Annotated in this window: 24 protein-coding genes, 1 other RNA gene and 2 pseudogenes; 16 read left to right on the forward strand and 11 right to left on the reverse strand. The window is 38.4% G+C overall.

Features of this window, described 5'->3' with window-relative positions; translation table 11 throughout:
• The first annotated feature begins 11 nt into the window (after nt 1-11).
• The 3 genes from purM to HMPREF1019_RS07635 all read left to right on the forward strand — a co-directional run bounded on the left by purM (nt 12) and on the right by HMPREF1019_RS07635 (nt 1636).
• A complete protein-coding gene (gene purM / locus HMPREF1019_RS07630) occupies nt 12-995 on the forward strand; it encodes a phosphoribosylformylglycinamidine cyclo-ligase (protein ID WP_009295125.1) in 984 nt (327 codons plus the stop codon).
• Nucleotides 996-1083: 88 nt separating this feature from the next.
• Nucleotides 1084-1215: a hypothetical protein gene (locus HMPREF1019_RS10540; RefSeq protein WP_262359242.1), complete on the forward strand. Its 132-nt coding sequence runs from the start codon at nt 1084-1086 to the stop codon at nt 1213-1215.
• 1 nt (nt 1216) lies between these two features.
• Nucleotides 1217-1636, forward strand: a complete 420-nt coding sequence (locus HMPREF1019_RS07635; RefSeq protein ID WP_009295126.1) for an RDD family protein — start codon at nt 1217-1219, stop codon at nt 1634-1636.
• Between the two features lie 371 nt (nt 1637-2007).
• Here HMPREF1019_RS07635 and HMPREF1019_RS07640 read toward each other — a convergent pair whose 3' ends face one another.
• A complete protein-coding gene (locus HMPREF1019_RS07640; RefSeq protein ID WP_009295127.1) occupies nt 2008-2442 on the reverse strand; it encodes a hypothetical protein in 435 nt (144 codons plus the stop codon).
• A 113-nt stretch (nt 2443-2555) separates the two neighbouring features.
• On the opposite strand from HMPREF1019_RS07640, the gene ffs reads away from it, so the two are divergent.
• Nucleotides 2556-2653, forward strand: an RNA gene (gene ffs, locus HMPREF1019_RS09870) — signal recognition particle sRNA small type.
• Here ffs and HMPREF1019_RS07645 read toward each other — a convergent pair.
• From HMPREF1019_RS07645 to dnaA, 5 genes are all read right to left on the reverse strand, one after another.
• Entirely contained in the window at nt 2640-3875 is a 1236-nt protein-coding gene (locus tag HMPREF1019_RS07645) for an HD domain-containing protein (protein WP_009295128.1), read from the reverse strand. The genes ffs and HMPREF1019_RS07645 overlap by 14 nt on opposite strands.
• Nucleotides 3875-4492, reverse strand: a complete 618-nt coding sequence (gene queF, locus HMPREF1019_RS07650) for a preQ(1) synthase (RefSeq protein ID WP_009295129.1) — start codon at nt 4490-4492, stop codon at nt 3875-3877. The genes HMPREF1019_RS07645 and queF overlap by 1 nt, the downstream gene beginning before the upstream one ends.
• Before the next feature lie 17 nt (nt 4493-4509).
• On the reverse strand, nt 4510-6819 hold the full coding sequence (gene gyrB / locus HMPREF1019_RS07655; protein ID WP_009295130.1) for a DNA topoisomerase (ATP-hydrolyzing) subunit B: 2310 nt from the start codon (nt 6817-6819) through the stop codon (nt 4510-4512).
• A 17-nt stretch (nt 6820-6836) separates the two neighbouring features.
• Nucleotides 6837-7904, reverse strand: a complete 1068-nt coding sequence (gene dnaN, locus HMPREF1019_RS07660) for a DNA polymerase III subunit beta (protein WP_009295131.1) — start codon at nt 7902-7904, stop codon at nt 6837-6839.
• Between the two features lie 153 nt (nt 7905-8057).
• Nucleotides 8058-9368, reverse strand: coding sequence for a chromosomal replication initiator protein DnaA (gene dnaA / locus HMPREF1019_RS07665; protein ID WP_002940543.1), 1311 nt, complete (start codon nt 9366-9368; stop codon nt 8058-8060).
• 122 nt (nt 9369-9490) lie between these two features.
• Between dnaA and ruvC the strand changes: the two genes are divergently transcribed.
• The 7 genes from ruvC (at nt 9491) to HMPREF1019_RS07700 (ending at nt 15008) form a co-directional block, all read left to right on the forward strand.
• On the forward strand, nt 9491-9970 hold the full coding sequence (gene ruvC / locus HMPREF1019_RS07670) for a crossover junction endodeoxyribonuclease RuvC (protein WP_087583362.1): 480 nt from the start codon (nt 9491-9493) through the stop codon (nt 9968-9970).
• Between the two features lie 16 nt (nt 9971-9986).
• Nucleotides 9987-10676 carry an MOSC domain-containing protein gene (locus tag HMPREF1019_RS07675; protein WP_009295133.1) on the forward strand — a complete coding sequence of 230 codons (690 nt, stop codon included), beginning with the start codon at nt 9987-9989 and terminating at the stop codon, nt 10674-10676.
• Between the two features lie 77 nt (nt 10677-10753).
• Nucleotides 10754-12718 (forward strand): methyl-accepting chemotaxis protein, encoded by a 1965-nt coding sequence (locus HMPREF1019_RS07680; RefSeq protein WP_009295134.1) that lies wholly within the window; start codon nt 10754-10756, stop codon nt 12716-12718.
• Nucleotides 12719-12815: 97 nt separating this feature from the next.
• Nucleotides 12816-13331, forward strand: coding sequence for an S-ribosylhomocysteine lyase (luxS, locus tag HMPREF1019_RS07685; RefSeq protein WP_009295135.1), 516 nt, complete (start codon nt 12816-12818; stop codon nt 13329-13331).
• A gap of 1 nt (nt 13332) precedes the next feature.
• The gene (locus tag HMPREF1019_RS07690; protein ID WP_009295136.1) at nt 13333-14439 is read left to right on the forward strand and encodes a DNA adenine methylase; all 1107 of its coding nucleotides are present in this window, start codon (nt 13333-13335) and stop codon (nt 14437-14439) included.
• A 63-nt stretch (nt 14440-14502) separates the two neighbouring features.
• Entirely contained in the window at nt 14503-14733 is a 231-nt protein-coding gene (locus HMPREF1019_RS07695) for a hypothetical protein (protein WP_009295137.1), read from the forward strand.
• Nucleotides 14733-15008 (forward strand): type II toxin-antitoxin system RelE/ParE family toxin, encoded by a 276-nt coding sequence (locus tag HMPREF1019_RS07700; protein ID WP_009295138.1) that lies wholly within the window; start codon nt 14733-14735, stop codon nt 15006-15008. The genes HMPREF1019_RS07695 and HMPREF1019_RS07700 overlap by 1 nt, the downstream gene beginning before the upstream one ends.
• A 53-nt stretch (nt 15009-15061) precedes the next feature.
• Here the strand turns inward: HMPREF1019_RS07700 and thyX are convergent, their stop codons facing one another.
• From thyX to HMPREF1019_RS07725, 5 genes are all read right to left on the reverse strand, one after another.
• Nucleotides 15062-15688 carry an FAD-dependent thymidylate synthase gene (thyX, locus tag HMPREF1019_RS07705; RefSeq protein ID WP_009295139.1) on the reverse strand — a complete coding sequence of 209 codons (627 nt, stop codon included), beginning with the start codon at nt 15686-15688 and terminating at the stop codon, nt 15062-15064.
• Nucleotides 15689-15777: 89 nt separating this feature from the next.
• A complete protein-coding gene (gene flgE / locus HMPREF1019_RS07710; RefSeq protein WP_034901526.1) occupies nt 15778-18669 on the reverse strand; it encodes a flagellar hook protein FlgE in 2892 nt (963 codons plus the stop codon).
• 118 nt (nt 18670-18787) lie between these two features.
• Nucleotides 18788-19060 carry a type II toxin-antitoxin system RelE family toxin gene (locus tag HMPREF1019_RS07715; protein WP_009295141.1) on the reverse strand — a complete coding sequence of 91 codons (273 nt, stop codon included), beginning with the start codon at nt 19058-19060 and terminating at the stop codon, nt 18788-18790.
• Nucleotides 19060-19350, reverse strand: coding sequence for a hypothetical protein (locus HMPREF1019_RS07720; RefSeq protein ID WP_009295142.1), 291 nt, complete (start codon nt 19348-19350; stop codon nt 19060-19062). The genes HMPREF1019_RS07715 and HMPREF1019_RS07720 overlap by 1 nt, the downstream gene beginning before the upstream one ends.
• A gap of 38 nt (nt 19351-19388) precedes the next feature.
• Nucleotides 19389-20756, reverse strand: a complete 1368-nt coding sequence (locus tag HMPREF1019_RS07725; protein WP_009295143.1) for a Na+/H+ antiporter NhaC family protein — start codon at nt 20754-20756, stop codon at nt 19389-19391.
• Nucleotides 20757-20875: 119 nt separating this feature from the next.
• Between HMPREF1019_RS07725 and pyrE the strand changes: the two genes are divergently transcribed.
• From pyrE to HMPREF1019_RS07745, 5 genes and pseudogenes are all read left to right on the forward strand, one after another.
• The gene (pyrE, locus tag HMPREF1019_RS07730; RefSeq protein WP_009295144.1) at nt 20876-21484 is read left to right on the forward strand and encodes an orotate phosphoribosyltransferase; all 609 of its coding nucleotides are present in this window, start codon (nt 20876-20878) and stop codon (nt 21482-21484) included.
• 206 nt (nt 21485-21690) lie between these two features.
• Nucleotides 21691-22536 (forward strand): annotated as a pseudogene (locus HMPREF1019_RS10670) (cache domain-containing protein); the annotation flags it as partial.
• Nucleotides 22537-22887: 351 nt separating this feature from the next.
• A pseudogene (locus HMPREF1019_RS10675) lies at nt 22888-23077 on the forward strand (methyl-accepting chemotaxis protein); the annotation flags it as partial.
• A 485-nt stretch (nt 23078-23562) separates the two neighbouring features.
• Complete coding sequence (locus tag HMPREF1019_RS07740) at nt 23563-24252, forward strand: response regulator transcription factor (protein WP_002940643.1); 690 nt, start codon at nt 23563-23565, stop codon at nt 24250-24252.
• A complete protein-coding gene (locus tag HMPREF1019_RS07745; RefSeq protein WP_009295149.1) occupies nt 24242-25669 on the forward strand; it encodes an ATP-binding protein in 1428 nt (475 codons plus the stop codon). The genes HMPREF1019_RS07740 and HMPREF1019_RS07745 overlap by 11 nt, the downstream gene beginning before the upstream one ends.
• The last annotated feature ends 66 nt before the right edge of the window (nt 25670-25735 follow it).

A 25735-nucleotide genomic window follows, 5' to 3' on the forward strand; every position in this document is an offset into this window, starting at 1 on the left:
AAAGGGTGAAAATGATAAGTTATAAAGATGCCGGAGTCGATATAGATGCTGGAAACAGCTTTGTTGAGGCGATCAAGCCTTTCGTAAAATCTACGCAAACACCAAACGTCATAGGCGGTATCGGATCATTTTCAGGTGCGGTCAGACTGCCAAGCGGATATAAAAATCCAGCCATTTTAGGCGCGACCGACGGCGTTGGCACGAAGCTCCGCCTAGCTATCGACGCTAAGAAATTTGAGGGCGTTGGCGAGGATCTAGTCGCCATGTGCGTAAATGACCTCATCTGCAACTTCGCCACACCACTCTTTTTCCTCGATTACTACGCGACTGCAAAGCTTGAGATAGAAAGCGCCAAAGAGGTGGTAAAAAGTATCGCAAACGGCTGCAAAAAGGCGCAATGCGCGCTGATCGGCGGTGAGACAGCCGAGATGCCGTCGATGTATGAAAAGGGCGACTTTGACCTTGCTGGATTTGCCGTGGGTATCGCCGAGGCTGACGAGATCGACAGGAGCAAATTTGTAAAATCTGGTGACGTTTTAGTCGCACTTCCAAGCAGCGGCCTGCACTCAAATGGCTTTTCGCTTGCAAGAAAGGTTGTAAGCGAGCTTGGGCTAAAATTTGATGAAAAAGTGAGTGAGCGCAAGCTCATCGACGTGCTTCTTGAGCCAACTAGAATTTACGTGAGCGACTTTTTAAACCTAAAAGATAAGATCACAGCGATGGCGCATATAACGGGTGGTGGCATAGTTGAAAACCTACCTCGCGTCTTCCCTGCTGGACTTGGCGCGAAGGTGCAAAAAAGCGCTATAAAAACGCCTGAAATTTTTAAAATCCTAGCTCAAAAAGTAGAAGAAAGCGAGATGATGAGGACATTTAACATGGGCGTTGGCATGATCCTTGTTGTGCCTAAAGAAAACGTAGATGCTGTGCTAGAAAATAGCGATGGCTACGTGATCGGCGAAGTGGTAAGTGGCAAAGGCGTTGAGCTAGTTTGATGCAAGAAAATAGCAAAAAATGCTTGCTAAGGACCGAAAATAAGAGCTTTTTTTCCTTAGTGTTTATGCGTGTATAGGCTGTTTTGGCGTGCTAAAAAGCGAGATAAAAAAACTTGATCCTTACAGCTGGTGCGAGGTCTCGCGCACCTCTACTATGCTTTGCGTCACGCATGATAATGGCGAGAAATTTAGCCAAATTTTTATAAATACAGGAAAGTAACTTGGCAAAGCAAAAGGCAAAAATCGCACCGATCTGGGCTAGAGTAAAGGCCTCTATCATCGATCTTTTTATCATCGGCATGCCGATATTTTACATTAGCACATATCTCGTTCTTGGCGGTAAAGAGGCCTTTTTAAACAACCAGCTTGCCATCTTTGTGGTAAATAGCATCATCTCATTTATAATGTGCCTCTTTTTTAGCATAAAGGCGCAAACTCCGGGCTACAAAGCACAAGAAATTTATCTCATAAATTTACAAACCGGCAAAAAACTAAGCCTTTTTCACGCTATCTTACGCCAAATTTGCTTTGCATTTGCTGGCTTTAGCCTCATCGGACTTTGCCTTTGCTTTTTTAGAAAAGACAAGCTAAATTTACACGACATCATAACCCACTCAGCCGCCGTGCAAAAAGCAGCTTAAATTTACTTCACTCCGTGCCAAAGTAGGCGGTTTTTGCCTAACTTTGTATCGATACTCTCTTTTATAATCTCACAAATATACTCTTTTGAAAGCCCTATGTCTTGCTCTTTACTAGATCGTCACCAAAAAGCTACAATCCCGCACCACTCATCACATAGGGCTAATCTATGCGCTTAATTTTTTTATCTTGACAACAGCTTTATCACAAAATAATGCACATTTATCAATGTAAATTTAGCTGATGAAGTATTGTTTCAAATTCTTGGACATAAATCGCCCAAACTAGCTAGATAAATAGTGAAAATCAAGGCTAAAAATGAAGAAATTTAGTTACAAGCCACGAAAATTTTTGATTAAATTTAGCGTAAATTTTAAGCGCTTTGGGAGTAGAGTTTGACCTCGTTTATCAAAAACTCATAAACTCTTTGCTGCACTAAAATTTCCTCCTCGCAACCACTCATTAAGCGGCGAAGGTGCGAAAAGTCTATCTTTTTAGCATATCTTTTATGATCTTTCATATCTTTATCTATGCTTAAAAGAAGTGTGTCAAGCGTGATCCTATCGTTTCTTTTAACCCTTGCCACGTACTCTCTAACGGTTTGGATTAAGAAATCTTTTCTAGTCTGATCGTTTTCATAAATTTCATTTACGATGTCATTTAAGATGAAAAAATCATCCTCATCTGGGTCAAATTTAGCCGAGATAATCGCAGCAAAAATTTTGGCACGAAACTCTAAAGACTTGTGATGATAGACAAAAAAATCTCTAAAGGCCGATAAAAAACGAAGTTTGATCTTTCCTGACATTGTCCTACTTTTGGTGAAATTTATGTGAGATTATATACTCTTAAAGCTAAATTTTTAAAAATGTAACTATAAAACTAAATTTAAGTATAGTTTTTGTATGATTGCGAAGCTCCTTCTTAGACCTGTGCAATGCTTTTTATGAGCACCGCTTCAGGGTGGGAACACAGCAGAGCACTTGTATTAAGTGTGTGCCGCAGTCATCTGAGAGGGGGTCTTTCTAAACCAAAATGCTCATTAAAATCATCGCAAATTTTTAAAAAATCCACTCCATCGATCTTAGGTTTTTCGCTAAAAAATTTATACATATTATTAAAGCCGTCAGTTAGCTCTTTTGACTTGACGCCGTAGCTTATAGAAATTCCAGCTTCGATGTAGGCTGAGAGCTTATCGCAGTATTTTAGCGCTTTGCCATCGATCGGGTTAAATTTATCCTCATTTACATTCTCCATAGTCCCTTCGTGGCAGATGATCTTGCGCTCATAAGTCCTATTTTCAAACTCATCTTTGATAAATTTCTCGCCATCTTTTCTGATACCAAGGATATAGCTAAACTCATCTTTGATCTTTTCAGGCACAAATGGCAAAATCCTCTCATCAATAAGCCTCATCTCATACTCGCTGATGATCTCATTTAGCCCCTTTACACCGTATTTTACAGGGCTTATGATATCTCTTGTGAGGCTCTCTGGTAGGTCGTGAAATAGTGCGCAAAAGAAGTTATTTTCTAGCCGTTTTTTGCAAGCTTTTGCTTTTAGTGAGTAAAAGTAGCTAAGTATCGCAACAACTAGCATATGTCCTAAGACCGCAGTTTCAGGGATACGAGGCGTTTGTGCCCAGCGCTTTTGAAACCTTAGTCTGCCACTTAGATCTACAAGGCGGGCTAATTTTTGATTCATAGCGATCTTTCTAACGCCAATTAGTTCGTAATAATCCTCCATCTCCTCCTCAACCTTCGCCTTAAGCTCGTCGATGTCACTTAAAAACTGACTCGTTTGATAGACGATAGAAAATTCCCACCTCGTGGCAAGATAGCTGGCTGCTTTTAGTATAAGGCGCTCTTTTTCGTGAGTTTTGTCGTTTTTATAGTGGTTTTTAAATCTCTCCAAAAACTCGCCACCCTCGATATCTGAGATGAGCGTCTCAAGGTTACTTAAAACCCAGCTATTTATCTGCTCTTTTTTCGTCTTTTGGATGTGGTGAAAGACGTCAGGGCGTATGTCTGTGACTACGACCCTGCTTAAAAACTCAAAAATTCCAGCCTCGATGATGTAATTCATGTCGGCATTTTGCTCTTGTTTTGCTATGAAATAAGCGATGATAAATTTATGAGCCTGTTTGTCAAGCTCGACTAAATTTGTCATCTTTGGATAGTCGTTCCAACGTGATATAGATGCTGCTTTAAAGATATGTTCTATAAGCTTAGCACTTATCATTATTTATCCTTTTTGACTACTTTTGGCTTCTTATCATCGGCATAGCTTATCTTTCTAAAGCCCTCTTTGTTTGAGCTTCTTCTTGGCTTGTCATCTTTTTTAAATTTATCATCTCTGCTGCCTCTACTGCTAGCACGGTCGCTTGTGCTACGTCTCTCACGTGGCTTGTCGCTAAAGCTTCTCTCCCTACTTCTTGGAGCGTATTCTTTCTCTTCAGCTGGCTTTTTTACCACTAGATCAGAGCTGATCTCGATAACCGTATGGACATTTCCACGTGGATTAAAGTCGCCAACTATCTTCATAAATTTAGGCTCAAGCTTTTTTTCTAAAACAGAGTAAATTTCATTTATACTATCTTCGTGGCTAATGTTGCGGTTCATAAAGCTATTTATATAAAGCTTTATCGCTTTTAGCTCGACAACTAGCTTATTTGGGATGTATTCAAGGTATATGGTCGCAAAGTCAGGATAACCAGAACGAGGGCAAAGGCAGCAAAACTCAGGCAGAGTGATCTTTATGACGTAGTCCCTTGTTTGCTTATTTTCCCAGACCTCAAGGTCACTCTCTACGTCAAATTCTTTTAAAATTTTCTCGCCATACTTCATCTCTTCGCTCATTTTTTATCCTTTTTCTTTTAAATATCCAAGTGTTTAACGTCTTTTGCGTGGTCTTGGATGTAATTTCTTCTTGGCTCGACCTCATCGCCCATGAATAGATTAAACGTATCAGAAGCGCTTATAGCGTCGTTTATATCGATCTTTAAAAGTCTTCTGTTCTCAGGGTTCATCGTAGTCTCCCAAAGCTGCTCAGGGTTCATCTCACCAAGACCTTTGTAACGCTGGATGTATGCACCTTTTTTCGCATTTTTCTCTACTTCATCAAGCACGTCTATAACGTCACTATGCAAGTCTAGGCCACGCTCTTTTATCTTTTGGCTGATGTAAAGCGCCTCTTCATAGAGTGGATTTGTAAATAAATTTTCATTTACCACAAGCTCTTCTAGGCCGCTTTCAGTTTGGACATAAATTCTAACCTCATCATCGCTAACGTAGTGGTTTAGGATGTTGTGACCCTCAGCTTTTAAGAAGTCTCTTAAAATTTCAAAAATTTCATTGTAGCTTTTTGAGACGATGTCTGGATTTTCTATCATATAGCGGATCGCTGAAAGGACGTTAAAGCGTTTTTCAAGCTCTTTTAAGACGCTTCTATAAGCTGCAACGATCTTTAAGAAATCAATCAAATCAGCACTGCCAATGCCCTCTATATCAACGCCCTCGATGCCAGTTTCGATAAGAAATTCATTTAGCGCCTTTTCATCTTTTAGATAAATTTCTTTCTTACCTTTTTTATAGCGGTAAAGTGGCGGCTGAGCTAGGTAGATGTGACCGTTTTCTACAACTTTATTTAAAAATCTAAAGAAGAATGTTAAAAGCAGTGTCTGGATGTGGCTACCATCGACATCAGCATCGGTCATGATGATGATCTTATGATATCTAAGCTTTTCAGCGTCAAATTCATCTCCGATACCGCAGCCTAGCGCTGTTATCATATTTTTTATCTCATCAGACTTTAAAATTTTATCTAGTCTTGCCTTTTCAACGTTTAGAATTTTACCCTTAAGCGGTAATATCGCTTGAAAAACTCTATCACGTCCCTGCTTTGCAGAACCGCCCGCAGAGTCGCCCTCCACTAGGTATAGCTCGCTAATTACTGGATCTTTACTCTGACAATCAGCTAGTTTGCCAGGGAGCGTGCCTACACTTATGCTCTCTTTTTTACGAGTTAAATCCCTAGCTTTTTTAGCGGCCTCGCGACCACGAGCTGCCATTAGAGCTTTATCCATTATCGCTCTTGCTTCGATAGGATTTTCTTCAAAGTACTTTGTAAGCACGTCAAAAACCATCTTTTGAACGATAGGTTTTACGTAGCTTGAGCCTAGTTTGCCCTTTGTTTGTCCCTCAAACTGCGGCTCTGGTACCTTTACGCTTACAACTGCGATAAGTCCCTCACGGATATCTTCGCCAGTTATCTTTGTATCTTTTTCACGTGCAGCAGCATTTGCTTGAACGTAGTTTGTGATAACTCTTGTAAGGCCTGCTCTAAAGCCAGCTTCGTGCGTACCGCCATCTGGAGTTTTGATGTTATTTACAAAACTTAGTAAATTTTCACTATAAGTGTCGTTGTAAAGCAGTGCAAAATCAACCATAACATCATCTTCGCCGCCGCTAAATGAGACTGCTTTGCTGACAGCATTTGCCTTGTTCATATCAGTTACAAAGCTCTCTAACCCGCCCTCAAAATGAAAGCTCTCACTTCTGCCATTTCTTTGATCTTTGAAATTTATAGTTATCTTTGGGTTTAGATAGGCTAGCTCGCGAAATCTCTTTACTAAAATTTCATCATCAAATTCAGTCACTTCAAATATGCTATCATCTGGCCAAAACTCAACTTGCGTACCTGTGCGGTTTGTAGTTTTTATAACTTCAAGATCGCTTTGAGGGATACCTTTTGCAAATTCTTGTCTGTGAAGCTTGCCATCGCGTTTGATATTTACGACTAGCTTTTTAGAAAGGGCATTTACGACAGATACACCAACGCCGTGAAGACCGCCAGAGACCTTATAAGTGTCCTTGTCAAATTTACCACCAGCGTGAAGCACAGTTAGAACAACAGTCGCAGCTGAAATTTTCTCAGTCGGGTGCATATCTACTGGGATACCACGACCATTATCGCTAATGATTGCTGAGCCTTCACGTGTAAGCTCAACATCTATCGTATCGCAGTATCCTGCCATCGCTTCGTCGATAGAGTTATCAACGACTTCGTAGATCATGTGGTGAAGACCGCTTATGTTAGTATCACCTATATACATGCCTGGGCGCTTCCTGACCGCTTCAAGCCCTTTTAGTACTTTAATATTTTCTGCGCCGTAATTATTTTCCATCATAAACCTTTTTTAACTTATATATTTAATGGACTTATAACCGTTAAAAGCTCTTTTGAGCTAACAACGAAAGGTAAATTTTTATCTTTAAATCCAAACTCAAATTTCTCATCTTCTATGCTTTGCAAGAAGTCTATTAAATTTCTATTTTTTACATTTATGCTGATATCTTCTTCAAGTCCTGTTTGAAACTCTATCATCGTTTTTGCCTCAGAGTTGTCCTCTATGATGCTCTCAAATGTTATGCTCTCTTTTGAAAAAGTTATCTTCATCTGATCGCTTAGCATCGAGATAGTTTTGATGCCTTCAACCATCTTATCTCTGCTTAGCTCAAATCTTATAGCGATATCTTTTGGTATAACGCGCTCATAGTCAGGGAATTTGCCGTTTATCAGCTTTGTGAAAAACTCAAAATTTTGGCTTTGAGCGATGAGGACGTTTTCATCATAGTAAATTTCTATCTTGTCGAAAAATAGCTTTTGAATTTCATTTATCGCTTTTTTAGGGATGATTAGTGAAAATTCATTGCTCGCTTCATTTGCAAATTTAAATACAGCTAGCCTTTTTGTATCAGTACCGACTATATTTATATAGTTTTGTTTTATGTCAAGTAAGGCGCCGTTTAGCTCAAATTTTGGGTTGTTGCTATCGATGCATGGTAAAATTTTCTTTAAGCTTCTGCCTAGCATTATGGCGTCTATGTCAAATTTAGCCTTGCCATCTATCGTTGGAAACTCTGGAAAATCTTCAAATTTATACATTGGAAGTTTGTATTTTGAGTTTTTTTGCTTGATGTAAAGATAGTTATTAACAGTTTCAAGCGTTACCTCTTCATCTTTTAGGCTTTTGATGATGTCGAGTAGCTTTTTACCATTTGCAGTCGCATAGCCTTCATCAACGATCTTTGCGTTGCTTAGTTTATATGCTAGTCCTATCTCGTGATCAGTCGCTTTTATGTTTAAAACTCCATCTTTTGCAGAGATATAGATGTGAGAAGTTATAGCACTAAGATCTCTTTTTTCGAGATATGGATTAGTGTTTGTTACTATGCTCTCAAGCATGTTTTTGTTTATTAAAACCTTCATTAAATACTCCCTCTTATTTTTAATTTTCTTTTTGTTGTATTAGTTGGTAGCGTGAAAGTGTGAAAAGCATCTTTTCTCACGCCAGCATCGTTATTTAAAATGTGAAAAGAATTTTTCATTTCTTCACATTTATTCACGAATTTCATTCTGTTTTTATCCTTTTGTTAAAATTTTGTTCTTTATCTCAGTCACTCTGAGGTTGAAAATTTCGTTGCTCTCCATGAGCTCGTTTATCTTTTTTATGTTGTGACTAACGGCGCTATGGTCTTTCATACCAAAATAGTTTGCGATTTGCGGCATTGAATTTGTTGTAAGCATCTTTGCAAGGTAGATGATGATGCGTCTAGCCTCGACAATATTTTGCACTCTTGACTTGCTTTTTATGTCACTTGGCTTTATGTTTAGCTCTTTGCTCACGATCTCTATAATGGTCTCTAAATTTATATTTTCATGCTTCTCTTTGATGAGATCTTTTAGCGTGTTTTTAGCAAATTCAAGCGTTATCTCAACTCTCATCAAGCTTGCATAGGCGTTTAAATTTATGATAGCGCCCTCGATCTCACGGATATTATCGCCCATATTTGTAGCGATGTAGTCGATCACTTCTTTGTTTAGATAAATTTTGTCAAATTCACATTTTTTGATGATGATAGCTATCTTTGTATCAAGCTCAGGTGGCGTGATATCAGCCATTATGCTTTGTTCAAACCTAGACTTTAGCCTCTCATCAAAGCCTTTTAGTATCTTTGCTGGGCGGTCTGATGTCATGACGATCTGACCTTTTTTGGCGATGAGCTCGTTAAAGGTGTTGAAAAACTCCTCTTGAATTTTATCGGTTTTACCTAGAAACTGCACGTCGTCTATTAGTAAAACGTCGCAGTTTCGGTACTTTTCACGAAATTTAGTCATCGAGTGGCTATTTAGATGTGTGGTAAAATCAATCATAAACTGATCGCTCGTCACGCAGATGACGACCTTGCCTTGATCTAGGCAGTAGTTACCAACTGACTGAAGCAAGTGCGTCTTGCCAAGGCCAGTTGTGCCATAGATAAAAAGTGGGTTGTAAAGCACGCCAGGCTTGTCTGCGACTGCTTTTGCGTTTAGAAATGCAAACTGATTTGAGTCGCCACAGACAAAATTTTCAAATGTATATCCAGGGTTTAAAATGCTACTTTGTGCCTTGATCTGCTTTACATTTACTTGGTTTTGCTTTATGTTTTTTAGCTTTGTTTGGCTAGTTATCTCGACTTCTGGCTTTTTGCCGGTTTTTACTTCGTAAAGGTAGGCTATCTTTTCGGCGTATCTAGTTTTTATAAATTTAGCCATCAATTCACTCGTGGCGTTAAAAACTATAAAATCTTCGTTTGAAGCCTTTTCGTTAAATTTTAATTGTTTGATGTAGCAGTCAAATTCATTAGCTGATATTTTTGTCTGTAAAAGCTCTAAAATCTCGTCTGCTAGCAAATTTAAACCCTTTTGAAGTAATTAATTTTATTAGCGATTTTATCTTAAATTTAATAAAACCTTTGTTAAACTCCGATAAACTTTTTCACGGCGTGAAAAAGTCGTGAAAAAGTATTGAAAAGATTGTGATGAAAATTTTAGGAATCGATCCAGGCACTAAAAATTGCGGTTACGCGATACTTGAAAAGAGCAAATTTAAAACTATACTTCTTGAAGCTGGGCTTATAAAGATAAAGCCAAACACACTTCAATACCAAATAACAGAACTTTGCGAGGGGCTTGATCTCATCTTTAAAAACCATAAATTTGACGAGGTCGCGATAGAGGACATCTTCTTTGCCTACAACCCAAAAACGGTCTTAAAGCTCGCTCAGTTTCGTGGGGCACTTAGTCTTAAAATTTTGCAGCTTCATGGCGACTTTGCCGAGTATACGCCGCTTCAAGTAAAAAAAACCGTCACTGGCAAGGCAAAGGCTGACAAAGAGCAGGTGGCATTTATGGTGAAGAAAATTTTAGGTATAAATAAAGAGATAAAACCGCTTGATATCACCGATGCTATCGCGATCGCGCTAACTCACGCGAATAATTTAAGAATAAACTAAATTTGATAGGAAAAATATGGCAACACTAAAAGCTTTACTAATCGGTGATGTGAAAAACTACGGCTCGCAAAATGCGACTGATAAATTAAATTTACCTTGGAGCTCAGCTATTTTTAAAGTGGCTCAAAATGGCGAAATTTTCGCAAATGAGCTTGGCTTTGAGGGCGATAGCGTCGCTGATACGAAGCATCATGGCGGCCCTGAAAAGGCTGTTTTTGCAAATTCGTTTGCAAACTACGTCGAGTGGGAGAACTTTTTAGGTTTTAAAAATATGGCTTATGGGGCGATGGGGGAGAATTTATGCGTTGATGGGCTTGATGAGAGCTGTGTCTATGTGGGCGATATCCACAAGGTGGGCTCGCTTGTGCTTCAAGTCTCACAGCCTAGAAAGCCATGTTTTAAGCTCTCAAAAAGATGGGGCAATGAAAATATGGCTATTCACATCTTTGAAACAGGCCTTACTGGCTGGTACTACCGCGTCCTTACGCCAGGCTCATGCAAAGCAGGCGACGCGATAGAGGTTTTAAAAAGTGATCCAGTTCATATGAGCATTTTAGAGATAAATAGGCTCTTTTACGCGCCAAGTGAAAATTTAAATTTACTTGAGAAATTTAATACCCTTACCACTCTTACAAATGGCTGGCATGATGATATGAAAAGACGCATCGAGGGAATTTATAGCACTGAATTTATGAGAACACTATAAAAAAGCTATAAACATTTTCATTTTTACTCCGATTTTGTTTTACAAATAAATTTCAAACAAAATTTAAAGGAGTAAAGGTGTTTCGTTCTATCACAAATAAAATAGCATTTGCCTTGATGATCTTACTCATCATCTCGTTTTGTGCTATTTCTGCAGTCAGCTATTTTACGTCAGAGAAAAAGGTGGTTGAGCTTGTTAGCCAAAAAGAAGATCAAATTCTAAAAGATGTAAAAGGTGTCATAGATACGTTTTTTGATGAAAATTTAGAATACGTTAAAAAATCTTCAGCTGTTATCGATGAGTTGCAAAGTGGCGATGATATAATGAATTTCGTTTTGCTTGAAAAAAAGATATCAAATTCCATAATAACTTATGTATATTATGGTGATGAAGATGGACGCTTTTTTCAATCAGATGGTAAAAGAACAACCGTAGCTGATAAATATGATCCAAGAACTAGAGGTTGGTATAAGAGTACAAAAGAGAAAAATAAAGAAATTTATACCGAGCCAAGAGTTACTTCTACAAATGATCTAGTTATCACTTTTACTGCTCCTGTTACTAAAAATGGTAAATTTCAAGGTGTTTTTGGTATTGATATAGACATTAAAAAGTTAAGTGACAAGATCCTTGATATTGGTAAAACTAAAGAAGGTGGATATGCTTATATTATGAAAAAAGATGGAACTATGCTTATTTCTGATATAGCTTCAGAAGTTGGTACCATCTTGCCTGCTACAAAGGTCGTCTCAGAAAAGTATAACAATAAAGAATTTGACGAAAATGGTCTGATCTTATATAAAAACTCTAAAAACCAAGATGTAACAGCTAAAATTTTACCTATCAACGATGATGGCTGGCTTGCTGCTGTTGCAATAGGTGCGGATACCTTTTCAAACAACACTATACCTATCTTAAAAGCTCAGCTAATACTTGCGGTGCTCTTTATAGTCATACTCTCAGCCATTGTATTTGTACTACTAAAACGCTCACTTAAACCTATCGGAGTTATCCAAGAGAAGCTTTCTGATACATTTAAATTTATCACTTATGAGAGCAGCACTGCCCCAAGCAAGCTAGATATCCACACGACTGATGAATTTGGCGTGATGAGCGAAGAGATAAATAAAAATATCGACAAAGTCATAGCTGGTATCCAAAAAGATAATACTATGCTTGAAGAGCTAAATATAGCTGCAAATAATATGATAAGAGGAAATTTAGGCGTCAAACTAAGTGAGAACCCAAATAACCCATCTCTTATCAAACTAAAAGATTTACTAAACACTTTCTTTAGTTCTATTAGTAAAAATTTGGGTAATGTAATAAATATATTAAACGCTTACTCTAAAAATGACTATACTGCAAAGATTGAAATAGATGAAAACATTGAAGCTGATCTAAAAGCTATGATGCTTGGTATAAATAGCTCTGGTGTTGCTATTTGCAATATGCTAAATGATAACCTAAACCAAGCTCAAATTTTGGAAGAAAAAGCACAAATTTTATCTGAATCTATGAAGAATTTAACTTCAGGAGCAAATAAGCAAGCAGAGTCTATTCAAGAAAGTGCAGCAGCTATCGAAGAGATGTCAAGCTCAATGAATGCAATATCTCAAAAGACAGCGGATGTTATAAGACAAAGTGATGAGATCAAAAATATCATCATTATTATCCGTGACATCGCTGATCAGACAAATTTACTAGCCCTTAATGCTGCCATAGAAGCTGCTCGTGCAGGTGAGCATGGACGTGGCTTTGCAGTTGTGGCTGATGAGGTTAGAAAGCTAGCTGAAAGAACACAAAAATCACTTGGCGAGATCGAGGCAAATACAAATGTCCTTGCTCAATCAATTAACGAGATGAGTGAATCAATCAAAGAGCAAACAACAGCTGTTGATATGATAAATCAAAGTGTATCTCAAATAGATAATGTTACAAAAGAAAATATTTCAGTTGTTAATACTACAAACGATGTAACTAGCGAGATAGACGGCATGGCGAAGGTCATACTAACAGACGTTAGAAAAAATAAATTTTAATACCCAAAAATACTACTAGGCTCATGTAAATTTACGTGGGCCTTTAAATTTTAAATCTTTTTTACGCTAAAATTACCAAAAATTTAAAGGAGAATATATGCCACTACTTGATAGTTTTTGCGTAGATCATGTGAAGATGAAAGCCCCAGGAGTAAGACTAGCAAAGAGTATGAAGACCCCAAAAGGAGATGATATCAGCGTTTTTGACTTGAGATTTTGCAAGCCAAATGAAGAAATTTTGCCAGAAAAGGGCATCCACACTTTAGAGCACCTTTTTGCTGGCTTTATGAGAAACCATCTAAACGGCAACGGCGTGGAGATCATAGACATCTCGCCGATGGGCTGTAGGACGGGCTTTTATATGAGCGTGATAGGCACACCTAGCGAAGAAGCTGTAAAAAAGGCATGGCTTGCTTCGATGAAAGATATCTTAGAGGTCAAAGATCAAGATAAGATCCCAGAACTAAATAAATTTCAATGCGGCACTTACAAGATGCACTCGCTTGATGAGGCGCACGCCATAGCAAATAAAATTTTAGCACAAGGTCTAGTCATCATAAATAACGAAGAGATCAAACTTGACGTTGATGCTATGGGACTAAAAAAGCACTGATTTGAAGCCAGCTAAACAAGAAAATCAAGCCTATCTAAAAGAGCAAATTTTAACCTATCTTGGTAATAAACGCTCTCTTTTAGGCTTTATCGAGCGAGGCGTAAAATACGCAAAAGACGAGCTTAAAAAAGAGAAGCTTAGCTGCTGCGACCTCTTTAGCGGAAGCGGCGTGGTGGCTAGGTTTTTAAAACAAAATAGCGAATTTCTAGTCGCAAACGACTTGGAGCTTTATAGCTTCATCACAAACTCATGCTACCTGCAAAACGCCACAAATGAGCTAAAAGATGAGATAAATTTCTGGCAAAAAAAGCTTGAAAAAGAGATAGAAGATAAGCTTTCTGAGGGCTTTATAACAAGGCTTTATGCCCCGCAAGATGATGAAAATATAGCTTTTGGAGAGCGGGTCTTTTACACGAAAAAAAATGCCAAATTCATCGACACTGCAAGAAGGCTCATAGATGAGATATTGCCAGAGGAGATGAGAAAATTTTTCATAGCTCCACTACTTTATAACGCAAGCGTGCATGCAAATACGAGTGGAATTTTTAAAGGTTTTCATAAAAATAAAGAGGGCATCGGTCAGTTTGGTGGCAGGGGGCAAAATGCCATCTCAAGGATCACTTCTGATATAAATTTGACTAAGCCTATTTTTTCAAATTTTAGTGTGCCATTTGAGGTCTATCAAAAGGATGCAAATTTGCTCGCAAAAAAGCTTGATGGGCTTGATCTAGCCTATCTTGATCCGCCTTATAACCAGCATCCATACGGCTCAAACTACTTCATGCTAAATCTCATCGCAAGCTATGAAGAGCCAAGTAAAATTTCAAAAGTTTCAGGCATCGCAAAGGACTGGAACAGATCAGTTTTTAATAAAAAATCATCAGCAAGCGAGGCATTTTTCGAGCTGATAGCAAATTTAAAGGCGAAATTTGTGCTCATCTCGTTTAACTCAGAGGGCTTTATAAACCAAGACGAATTTGACAAAAACCTAAATAAAATGGGCAAAGTTCATCTGCTTCGCCAAAAGTATAACGCCTACCGCGGCAGCAGAAATTTAAAAGCTAGAAACATCCACGTAGACGAGCTTCTTTACGTTTTGAAAAAGTAAATTTAGACAAAAACACAATAAAACAAAAAATGATATAATCCCAAAAAAACAAAAAGGCATACTATGCAAACAATAACAATAATAGGTGATAATATCAGTCAAAAAGCTATTGAGGCATTTAAAGCGATGGCACAAGCTATGGATCCAAAATATAAAATCAAGTATGTCAATAGTTCAAAAGAGCAAGAGATACCGACAGAGCAGACATTGCTTGATTTAAAAAACGCAAAAAGTGTTGGATTTTACAAAAGCCATGATGACTTGATCAATGAAATAAAACAAGAAAATCATTGATGAGAATTTTAGAAATTTTTAGCTCTTATAAAAAGGATTTGAAGTTAGTTTTAAAGCAAGGATGGGATGAAAAAGCGATTTCAAAGGTGGTTTTTCAACTACAAAATGATGAAAAATTAGCTGATGATTTAAAAGATCATCAGCTTACTGGAAGTTTGAAAGAATTTAGAGAGTGCCATGTTTTTGGAGATTTGGTAATAATTTATCAAAGAGATGATGAAATTTTAAAGCTTTTTAAAATAGGCAGGCACCAAGATATTTTTAAAAGATATTAGAACACTTTTTTACATATCTAAATTTATACTTTGGTGCTGTTTTGCACTTAATTTTAACCCTCATCCTCTGGCAAGCACTTCTCAAAGATAAATTTATGCTCATTTGGCAAGGCGTAGTAGATAGCATTTGCTAAATTTCTTATCTCCCAAAGGGCTGATTTTGAGCTTCTTAGAGAGATGAAATTTTGCAAGCTTCTAGCGTTTATGCTCCATGTAAGCTCGGTTTTATAGCACTCTGGCAAGCAGTATTTAACTATATCAAGGCTTTTTGTGGTTGAAGCTAAAATTTCACGTAAATTTTCAAGCGCTTTTATGCTTGCGTTATCGACCATTTCGTCATTTGTTAGCACGATAAATTTAGCCGCACGCTCAAACTGCCCTACTTCAAATTTCTCCTCCTTTTTTAGCTCTTTTAGCGTGTAGCGGGTTGATTTGACGCTTAGGCTCGCTAAGCGGTGGCGGGCTAGCTCCTGAAGTAGTGCGCGCGAGATGCCTTGGATGTAGAAGTTGTAGTAAAGATGCTCTAGTGTTGAAGCGTGTTTAAATTTATTACCCACTCTATCTATCAGTTCGACATCTTTTTCGCCGCCATTATCGCCTTTTTCAAAGCTTTGCCAGCATGTGCGGATCGCGTGAGAGCAGATATTTAGTGGGGTGTGATTTAGAAGTGTTACTTGCATATTTTCTCTTTTTGTGAAATTTTTTAGCATTTTACAAAAAGAAGGCTGATTTTATTTGTAAATTTAAAAGGGAGCGAGCGCCCCCTTTGTTATTGTTTTAGTTGAAGAAGTGTGTTTAGCATCTCATCGCTTGTTGTGATCGTTTTTGAGTTTGCTTGAAAGCCTCTTTGGATGACGATAAGATCTGTTAGCGCACGGCTTAGATCGACGTTACTAGCTTCTAGTTTTGAAGCCGCGATCGTTCCTTTATCACCTGTGCCTGCTGCGCCGATGACTGCTTCGCCTGAGTTTGCAGTTTGTGAAAAGACGTTTCCGCCCTCACTTTGAAGACCCTCATTGTTTGTAAAGCTAGCAAGTGCCACTTGAGCTAGACCAAAGCTTTGGCCGTTTGTAAATGAGCCTATGATAGTTCCTGTTTCATCTACTTTCACGCCGTTTAATGTACCACCTGTGTAGCCATCTTGTGAGATAGACTCAGTTGATGAGTCTTTATCAAAGCTTGTTAGTCCATTAAAGTCTGTTCCCAAGCCAAAATTTAAACTAACATTTTGACCACTTTGTGAGCCGTTGTTAGCTGAAAATGTTATCGTAGCTGGGTGAAAACTAGCAAGTGAGCCGTTTGAGTTAAATCTAACTGAACCAGTCACGACGTTGTCTGGACCCTCACCTGTGTAGTTTATCTTAGCAGGTTCTGGCACTTGTATAATCATATTCCACTCTGTACCGCCATCTTTTGTAGTGCCTGTCTTTGCCCATTTTATACTAACTGTGTGTTTTGAGCCAAGTGAGTCAAAAATTTCAGCTGTTGAGCCGTGGCTTGACATCATCATCTTGCCGCTCGCTCTTAGTGCTTGACCTGGGCTTAGTGCGCCATCAAGTGCTTTCATGATGTTTGTAAAGCGAACATTTTCATTGACTGCTGGAGTAGTTGTGTTCTCTGCTGATTTTGTAAGAGCGGTAGTTGATATATATAAACCTTGATCGAATTTATCATTTGTTGGGTTTTCTAGCTGAAATTGACCTAGTTTATTAACCGTAAATTTTACGCCATCATTTAAGTCTGATAAGCTTTTTATCTTTTCTTGTTGAGCTGTCGCTGTGCCTGCAGCTCTTGCTTTATTTAGCTTGTCAGCATTAATCCTTGCCATAGAAGCAGCATTTATGGCAGTTACATTGGCTGCATTTACTGCATTATCAGCTGCTTCAGCTAGTTCAGCTGCTTTATTAGCCGCTTCTTTATATTTTTTACGTAAATCTTCTATATCAGTATTAACACCAGCTCCAGGTGCAGCTATAGCAGCATTTGCAGCTGTAATAATAGCTGCGATAACAGCCGAGTTAGCAGCATTTGCATTATTAACTGCAGTTGTTGCAGCAGTATTAGCTGCTGGTAGTGTTGCTGGTGTTCCGATTTGGTTATTTGCGTTATTGATTGCATTGTTTGCCGCTGTTGCTGCATTGTTTGCCGCTGCTAGGAGAGCTTGTAAGCCAGCAGGTACACCAGGTATTGCGCCGCCACCGCCACCGCCACCAGCTGCTGCTGCAATTGCAGCATTTAAAGCTGTTAGTGCATTGGCTGCTTCTGTGTTAGCAGCTGTTGAGGCTGCTGTTGCCGCTGCCGCTGCAGCATTTGCTTTAGTTATAGCTTCATTGTTTGCATCGTTTGTTTGTTGTATTTGTTCTATTAACTCATCCATTGATGTTACATTCAAGATAGTTCCGTCACCATTGTAATCAACGTGATATCTAGCATCTTCTTGCATAGCTCTACGAAGATCTTCTGTGGTGGTTACTTGTCTTGCGATCTTGTCGTTATTTGGATGAACGGTTGTTGTTTGTGAGCTTGTATAAGTATATTGGTATGCTGTTATAACATCTATACTTCCAAGACCAGTTGTGTCATCCCCATAAACTGTTAAGTGAATATTTTTGGTATCTTCAGTAGTACCAGAGTTATTTCTATTTATGAGAGTTAGTTTATTTCCCTCTGAAATTTCAGCTCTAACACCAGTTTTATTGTATTGAGCGTTGATAGCAGCTGCAACGTCACTAATATTAGTTATATTTTTATTTTCGATCTTTACGCCGTTTAGTGTTATATTTAATTTTTTCTGCCCTACAAATTGACCTATATTTTGTGGAGTATCACTTCCTATTGTGTATTTTTGAGTTTTAGCATTTGCGTAACTTATCCATATACCTTGACCTTCTCTTAGAGCAAGGCCGTTTCCAAGCTCGTCAAATGTCACGCCAAGATCGACGCCACGCTCTGTCAGCATTTGTTCTTTTTTTGAGTTTGTATAAAATTCATCGTTATTTACGTCGTTTTCATTATGAACTTCGTTAGCATTTAAAATTCCATCGTTATTAAAGTCACGTCCGCCTGCTACTGAGTCAAGAGCGTAGATAGGCGTGCTTCTTTGACCTATGCTATTACCTGAGTCAAGGTTGCCTTTTATCTTTACTTCTGTTGTAGCTCTTGCCGGAGTTGTAAGACCTTCTTTGATCACGATATTTTTTATCGGACCTGTTGAGTCGATAGTGCCAGTCTCTTCATCTCTTGTCCAGCCTTGAACGATATATCCGCTATTGTTTACAAAATTTCCCGCTTTATCACGGACAAAGTCACCATTTCTTGTATAGTATCTTGTAGTTCCACCATCTGGAGATACGACAAAGAAACCATTTCCTTGAAGTGCAAGGTCTGTCTGCTTATCAGTAGATGTTAGTGTGCCTTGTGAGAAAATTCTTGTAGTTGAGTTTATAGTCGTTCCTAGACCTATTTGCATAGCGTTTTGACCGCCTAGCTGGCCTTGTGGAGCAGTAGCTACTCTTGGAGTTTGGCTTAGTATATCAGCAAAATTTGCGCGGTTGTATTTAAAACCATAGGTATTGACGTTTGCGATATTGTTGCCTTCTACGTCCATGGCTATCTGGTGGGCTTGTAGGCCTGAAACACCAGACCAAAGTGATCTCATCATGAGCTTATCCTTTTTTTCTCGTTTTAAAATTTTTTATGATCTTTCTAAAGCAAAAGATGTTCCAAAATTTATATCGGCAAAAAGAGAAAAATTTGAAAATTTTTATAGATTGTATTTTTTAATATGCTTTTTCTCGTGATGAAATTTCTATTATCTCAATAGTTAAAATTTCATCTTGCTTAAGCCCTATTATGCGGTAATGTATGCCAACTCTCCAACGCCAGCGATCATCATAGCCTTGCATCTTTTCTGCGTTATTTGTTGCAAAAGGATTTTCTACTTTTTCGAGCTCTTTTAGAAAGGTGCGTATTTTTAGAGCTGCTCTTAGATCGCCTTTTGAAATTTTATCTAGTTGCTTGTCAGCAGGGCGCTTAATGACTATTTTATACACTAAACGCCCATCTCAGTTTTAACTTCAGCTATTAGTGCTTCCTGCTCCACTTTTGAGAGTTTTTTAAATTCTATATCGAGTTTTTTTATGCTTGGAGACTTTAAAAGTTCATAATCTTTTGGCTCATCCAGTTTGCTTTTTATCTTTTTTTTAAGATAAAGGATTAGTTCTGATTGTTTTTTTAAAGTATCTTGCAATGAATTTAGTTTTTTTTCTTCTTTTTCAAGAGAATTAAACAATGCTTTACGTGTCATCGTCTCGTATTTTGCATAGTCAATATTTGTTTGCATCGCATTTTCCTTTAAATTTTTTAATGATTTTAACACATTTATCCAAGTATCATGGCTCCTACGATGCCACCGATGATTAGTGGGATGTTGAAAAATATAAATGTAGGCACGCAAGTATCATATATGTGGTTGTGCTCACCATCAGCGTTTAGACCGCTCGTTGGTCCAAGTGTGCTGTCGCTTGCTGGGCTTCCAGCGTCGCCTAGAGCTGCTGCTATACCAACTAGCAAGATGATAGCTGGCACGCCAAAGCCAAGACTAAGGCAAAGTGGCACGTAGATAGAGGCTAAGATAGGGATAGTGCCAAAGCTAGTGCCTATGCCCATCGTGACTAAAAGTCCGATAAGTAACATCAAAAATGCTCCGCCTATCTTGCCGCCAGATACCAAGCTGGCGTATTTTACAAGCTCGTCTATACCGCCACTCTCTCTTAAAATGGTGCCATATCCAGCAGCAACAAGCATAATAAATGCGATAAAACCCATCATAGCAAGGCCATTATCCATGATCTTATCTACTTTTTTATATTCGATACCGCCAAAAACGACCATAACCAAAAGTCCAAGTAGCGCGCCAAGTGGCAAGAGCGAAGTGTAAATTTGCACGACAAAGGCGACAACCGCACCGGCTAAGACCGCCCACTCTTTTTTAGTCATCTCAAGGCTTTTTGCGCGCTCGATCTCATCAAGCTCGGCCTTTTCAAATTTAGAAGTTTTATAAATTCTTTTTTTACCATAAAAAAGTATGGCTAAGATGAGCCCCACAAACATCGAAGCCCCACCTATCCACATGACTGATGAGATGTCTGAGATGGTTGTATTTATGCCGTTGTTTGCTAGCTCTTTTTTAAGGATATTGTGAAAAAGCAGACCAAAGCCAACGCTAATGCTCACATAAGGCGCTTGAAGCCCAAATGTAAGAGCACAAGCCACCGCGCGTCTATCTATGCCCATTTTATTCATAAGAGCAAGAAGTGGCGGGATCAAGATAGGTATAAAAGCTATATGAACTGGGATCAAATTTTGAGACAAACAAGCGATAAATGCGATGGTTAGCGTAAAAATGACCTTGTTTGAGCTAAGAAATTTACTCATTGCATTTATCAAAATGGCTGTTAAATTTGTATTTGCTATGGCAGCTGCAAGAGCACCTAGCAAGATGTAGCTAAGAGAGGTTTCAAGGTTGCCTTGCATGCCGCTTATGAGGCTTTGCGTGGTCTCTTTTAGAGCTGTAAAAAAGCTCTCAAAACCGCTTGCAAATCCACTTTCAAATCCACTAAAACCATGCTTATACATAACCCCAGCAACAAGTGCAGAAACGAGGATAGAAAGCAGGATGTTAAAGCGTAGCAAACATAGCACCGTCATCACCAAAATGCTAAAAACAACAGGGTTAAAGAGAAGCATGTGTGTCCTTTTTGTATGAGTGCAAGAATTATACAAGCGCAGGGCTTATTAAATTTTAAAAAGAGTGGCTTAAGTGGGTATGTGTTAAGATTTTTGGCAAATTTTAAAAGGAAAAAGCGATGGATTTAGAGAAAATTTATAAGGACGCTGGGGCGTATTTGGAGGGACACTTTTTGCTAAGCAGTGGTAACCACTCGCAGTTTTATCTGCAAAGTGCTAAGGTGCTTGAAGACCCTGCACTTGCTGCAAAGCTAGCAGATGAGCTAGCGCGCGTGATAGAGAAATTTGGCATTAAATTTGATAGTGTTTGTTCTCCTGCACTTGGTGGAATTTTAGCTGGATATGAGCTAGCTCGCGCGGCGAAAAAGCGTTTTATATTTACAGAGCGCGTTGATAGGGTGATGAGCCTAAGGCGCGGCTTTGAAGTGAAAAAGGGCGAGAAATTTATAGTTTGTGAGGACATCATCACAACTGGTGGCTCAGCACTTGAAGCAGCCCACGTGATAGAGAGCCTTGGCGGCGAGGTGGTTGGCTTTGCGGCACTTGCAAACCGTGGCTTTTGCAAGGTTGCAAATTTAGGCAATGAAGCTAAAGTAAATGCAAAACTGCCAAGCGATAAGCCATTTTTTGCTTTGGGGAATTTTGAATTTGAAATTTACGAGCCAGAGCACTGTCCGCTTTGTAAGAGTGGTAGCAAGGCGATTAAGCCTGGAAGCAGAGGCAACTAAAGGCTACTAAATTTTACGTATTTTTTACGCTCAAAGCTTAAGATAATAATATTTGTAACTTATTCGTTATTTTGGGCTTTGAGTAAATTCTCTCATCAAATTTATTCTTTTTTCTTAAATTTCAAAAGTTAATTTATAATTAAGATTTGAATGTATAAAATGGCACGTAAATTTTTAGGAGATCCCAAAATGCAAGGATGTGTGCTATGAAAATATCTACAAAGATAATTCTTACTTTTGTTTTCTCAGTTTTGCTTGTTAGCTGTTTGCTCATCTTTTTAAATAGCAAATTTTCAAGCGATCTAACTCAGTTTTTCACCCATAAGTCTTACGACGAGCTGGTAAATGCCAGAAAAGAAAATTTAAGAGATGACGTCGAGACGATCAATCAAATGATGCGTGAAATTTATAATGGTGGCAAAGAAAAAGGGCTAAGCGACGATGAGATAAAAAAAGAAATTTTTAGAGTCGTCTCAAAGCTAAAATTCTTTAGCGATAAGACTGGCTATATCTTCATCTACGACTACAATGGCGTTGTTTTGATGCACCCTGAAAAGCCATCTCTTGTTGGTAAAAATTTAATCGGCTTAAAAGATCCAAAAGGGCTACTTCTTATAAAAGAGCTCATCGAAAAGGCTAAACAAGGCGGCGGATTTGTCACATTTGGCTGGGCGAAAAAAGAGGGCGAGGAGCCAGTGGAGAAGCTTGGCTATGCTGCAAATTTTGAGCCATATAAGTGGATGCTAGGAAGTGGCGTATATGTTGATGATTTGGCCGATGAGATAGAAAAGACAAAGGTCGTGCTAAACGAGCAAAATAGCCAAAATACAAGAACTTTTATCATCGCTTGTGCCGTGATAACGGTTGTTTTGATAGCTGTCGTGCTATTTATCTTAAGTAGGGCGATCATCAAACCTATAAAAAATATCGTTGCAAATTTAACCGAGATGTCAGATGAGATAAAAAGTGGCAAGGGCGATCTTACTAAAAAGCTTGAAGTTAGCGGCAAAGATGAAATTTCAAACATCAAAAGCTCTATAAATGACCTAACAAGCGAGCTAAGATCTGTTATAGAAAGTGTTAAAGGCCTAGCGCATGAGAACTCATCTATCGCCGAGCAGCTCTCTTCAACCTCAGCTCAAACTACAAATTTAACCAACAAATCTTCACTAATCGTCACAGATACGACAAATATGGCAAAAACTATGTCAGAAGAGATAAAGAGCTCATTTGAAGAGGCTAAGAAAAGCAAAGAAAATCTTGAAAGAACCTGTCTATATATAAATGATGTCTCAAACGATGTTTTGGGACTTAGTAAAAATGTAGATGAGGCTGCAAATAGCGAAATTTCACTCGCTAGCTCGATGAAAAGCCTAGCTGATCAAGCTAAAAATGTAAAAGATGTCTTAAATATCATCGATGACATCGCTGATCAGACAAATTTACTTGCTCTAAATGCTGCCATAGAAGCAGCGCGTGCGGGAGAGCACGGACGTGGCTTTGCAGTCGTGGCTGATGAGGTTAGGCAGCTGGCTGAACGCACGCAAAATAGCCTAAGCGAGATAAATGCGACTATAAATTTAATCGTTGAAGCGATCTCAAACTCAAGCCAAACCATCGGCGATAATGCTAAAAAAGCTGGAGAGCTTTGCAAAAAATCAGCCCAAATCAATGAAAAAATAGAAAATATGAACCAGCTAATGAACGAGAGCGTTAGCTTAAATGAGACTTCTACGAAGGACTATCTAGAGACTGGAAATAAGGTCGAAGAGCTGATAAAAGGCATCGTAAATATCGATGAAATTTCAAAACAAAACTCAAAAAGTATGGATGAAATCTCACTTGCAGCCGCTCATCTTTCAAAGATGACTGATAACCTAAACACTAGCCTTTCAAAATTTAGAACCTGATAAATTTAGCCAAATCTTTGGCTAAATTTAACTTTCTTTTTTAAATTTATCGCTTAAGTAGCGAGCCTATTTTTTACTTTAAGATTACGATTATGATGTAAATTTATGAAATAGTTTTTATTTTGTGTTATTTAAGTCGGCATTTTGGCTTAAGAGATGAGATGACGTATGCAAGAGTATGATATTTTAGATGTTTTATCAAACAAAAAGGTCCTTTGCTTAGAGGATGAAGAGGCGATTTTGCGAAATATCTGCGCCTCGCTGGAGCTCTTTTTCGCAGAGGTTAAAGGCGTTACAGACGGCTTTGATGCGCTTGAGCTTGCTATGAGCGGGGCGTATGACGTGCTAGTGCTTGATATCAGCGTGCCAAATATCGATGGTCTTGAGATCGCTAAAAAAGTAAGAGCTATCAATCAAAAAATCCCTATCGTGATCCTTTCAAGCCACGTCGAGCAAGAGTATCTGTGGCGCGCGGTTGAGCTAAAGATCACAAGATATCTCGCAAAACCATACGATAAAAAATCTTTTGTTAAAGCGCTTGAAGATGTGGCTTTTGAGCTAGTTGGACGCACGCCAACTATCAGGCTAAATGACGAGCTTGAGTATGATTTTGGCAAAAAAGCGCTTTATGTAAATGGCGAAATTTCTCATCTAAGTAAGAGCGAGAGCAAGCTTTTGGAGTACTTTTTAAACAACAAAAACCAAACTATCACTTATGAGCAAATTTTTGACTACATCTGGGACTACGAGCAGCCCACAAAAGAGGCTATAAAAACGATCGTAAAGGAGCTTAGAAGAAAGCTTGGCAAAGATGTGATCAAAAATTTATACGGCGTGGGTTATCTTTGTGAGATATAAATTTCAGTTAATTGTCGGTGCTTTTATCTTTGTCTATCTGCTAGTTTCGGCGCTTGTTTTAAATTTTTACAACGATCTTGCGATGAAAGACGCCAAAAAAGAGGCGTATTATGTTTTGGAGGGCATAAATTCAGTAAGAGAGTATATCGCTGGAGTTCAGCGTCCGCTAATCGAGCAGTTAAAAGAGCAGGGCATCTTAAAAGAGGACTTTTTTGACGAGAGGCTTCTATCATCTTCATATATAAGCCGTGAAATTTACAATATCCAAAAGAAAAAATACAACCTTGAATTTGACTACAAGCTAGTTGCCATCGCTCCGCTAAATAAAGCTCACGAGCCAAATGAATTTGAAGCTAGCGTCTTGCACGGCTTTAAAGAGAATAAATTTAAAGAATTTGTAAAGATAATAAAAGATGAAAATGGCTCACAGCTCTTTGTGGGTCTGCCTATAAAAAACCAAAGTCCAAGCTGCCTAGCCTGTCATAGCAGCGCAAATGCCCCACAACAAATGCTAGAAAAATATGGCATGGAGGGCATAGAGATCCCAGACGTGAACGAAACTGTCGCGATGATCTCTTTTAAGATACCAATACGCGCCATTTTTACCTATCACTTGCAAGAGGTCATCGTCATAATGAGCGCCATAACGCTTATCTTTGGGCTATTTTTACTACTTGTTTATAAGATGCATAGGCGAGGCGAGGAGAGCAAAAAGCAGACTGAGCAGCTAATGATACATCAAAGCCGCCTAGCCTCTATGGGCGAGATGATAGGCAATATCTCGCACCAGTGGAAGCAGCCGCTTGCTCAGATAAGCTCAGCTTTGATAAATTTAGAGCTCTATCAAGAGAGAAAAAAGCTTGATGAGGCGAAAATTTATGAGTTTATAGAAGAGACCAGCAAGCAGATAAATTTCATGTCAGAAACTGTTGATGACTTTAAAAATTTCTTTAGTCCAAATACCTTGAGAAAAGAGTTTAAGGTGCTTGAAGTGATAAATCAAACGATAAAAATTTTAAACGCAACGCTTAAAAAGTATCAGATCGAAGTGCAGCTTGACGTGAGAGAAAATTTTGAGGTATTTGCAAATTTCAATGAGATAATCCAAATTTTAATAAACATCATAAATAACGCAAAAGACGCATTTAAACAAAGCTATACAAAGCCAAGAGTGATAAAGATAAGCACCTTTTTAAAAGATAATCGCAAGAATTTATGCGTGCAAAATAACGCAGGGGCGATAAAAAATTCATTTTTAAAGGTCATCTTTGAGCCACACTTTAGCACAAAAGAGAGCGGTAGCGGGCTTGGACTATATATGAGCCGCCTTATCGCTCGCAAAAATAACGCCCTAATCTTTGCTAAAAATGTGGATGAAAACCACGTTGCATTTACAATTAGTTTCGAAAATTTATAATTTGTTAATTTTCCCCCTTTTCTGCCCTTTTTTGGTGTTAAGATTATCAGTATGAAATCATTTTGA

The organism is Campylobacter sp. 10_1_50 (assembly GCF_000238755.1).
GTDB lineage: Bacteria > Campylobacterota > Campylobacteria > Campylobacterales > Campylobacteraceae > Campylobacter_A > Campylobacter_A concisus_R.

What these genes read in the sequence shown, in the direction of transcription:
- purM (WP_009295125.1), top strand. Translation starts at nt 12, where the DNA reads ATGATAAGTTATAAAGATGCCGGAGTCGATATAGATGCTGGAAACAGC.
- HMPREF1019_RS07640 (WP_009295127.1), bottom strand. Translation starts at nt 2,442, where the DNA reads ATGTCAGGAAAGATCAAACTTCGTTTTTTATCGGCCTTTAGAGATTTT.
- HMPREF1019_RS07645 (WP_009295128.1), bottom strand. Translation starts at nt 3,875, where the DNA reads ATGATAAGTGCTAAGCTTATAGAACATATCTTTAAAGCAGCATCTATA.
- queF (WP_009295129.1), bottom strand. Translation starts at nt 4,492, where the DNA reads ATGAGCGAAGAGATGAAGTATGGCGAGAAAATTTTAAAAGAATTTGAC.
- gyrB (WP_009295130.1), bottom strand. Translation starts at nt 6,819, where the DNA reads ATGGAAAATAATTACGGCGCAGAAAATATTAAAGTACTAAAAGGGCTT.
- dnaN (WP_009295131.1), bottom strand. Translation starts at nt 7,904, where the DNA reads ATGAAGGTTTTAATAAACAAAAACATGCTTGAGAGCATAGTAACAAAC.
- HMPREF1019_RS07675 (WP_009295133.1), top strand. Translation starts at nt 9,987, where the DNA reads ATGGCAACACTAAAAGCTTTACTAATCGGTGATGTGAAAAACTACGGC.
- luxS (WP_009295135.1), top strand. Translation starts at nt 12,816, where the DNA reads ATGCCACTACTTGATAGTTTTTGCGTAGATCATGTGAAGATGAAAGCC.
- HMPREF1019_RS07695 (WP_009295137.1), top strand. Translation starts at nt 14,503, where the DNA reads ATGCAAACAATAACAATAATAGGTGATAATATCAGTCAAAAAGCTATT.
- HMPREF1019_RS07700 (WP_009295138.1), top strand. Translation starts at nt 14,733, where the DNA reads ATGAGAATTTTAGAAATTTTTAGCTCTTATAAAAAGGATTTGAAGTTA.
- thyX (WP_009295139.1), bottom strand. Translation starts at nt 15,688, where the DNA reads ATGCAAGTAACACTTCTAAATCACACCCCACTAAATATCTGCTCTCAC.
- flgE (WP_034901526.1), bottom strand. Translation starts at nt 18,669, where the DNA reads ATGATGAGATCACTTTGGTCTGGTGTTTCAGGCCTACAAGCCCACCAG.
- HMPREF1019_RS07720 (WP_009295142.1), bottom strand. Translation starts at nt 19,350, where the DNA reads ATGCAAACAAATATTGACTATGCAAAATACGAGACGATGACACGTAAA.
- HMPREF1019_RS07725 (WP_009295143.1), bottom strand. Translation starts at nt 20,756, where the DNA reads ATGCTTCTCTTTAACCCTGTTGTTTTTAGCATTTTGGTGATGACGGTG.
- pyrE (WP_009295144.1), top strand. Translation starts at nt 20,876, where the DNA reads ATGGATTTAGAGAAAATTTATAAGGACGCTGGGGCGTATTTGGAGGGA.
- HMPREF1019_RS07740 (WP_002940643.1), top strand. Translation starts at nt 23,563, where the DNA reads ATGCAAGAGTATGATATTTTAGATGTTTTATCAAACAAAAAGGTCCTT.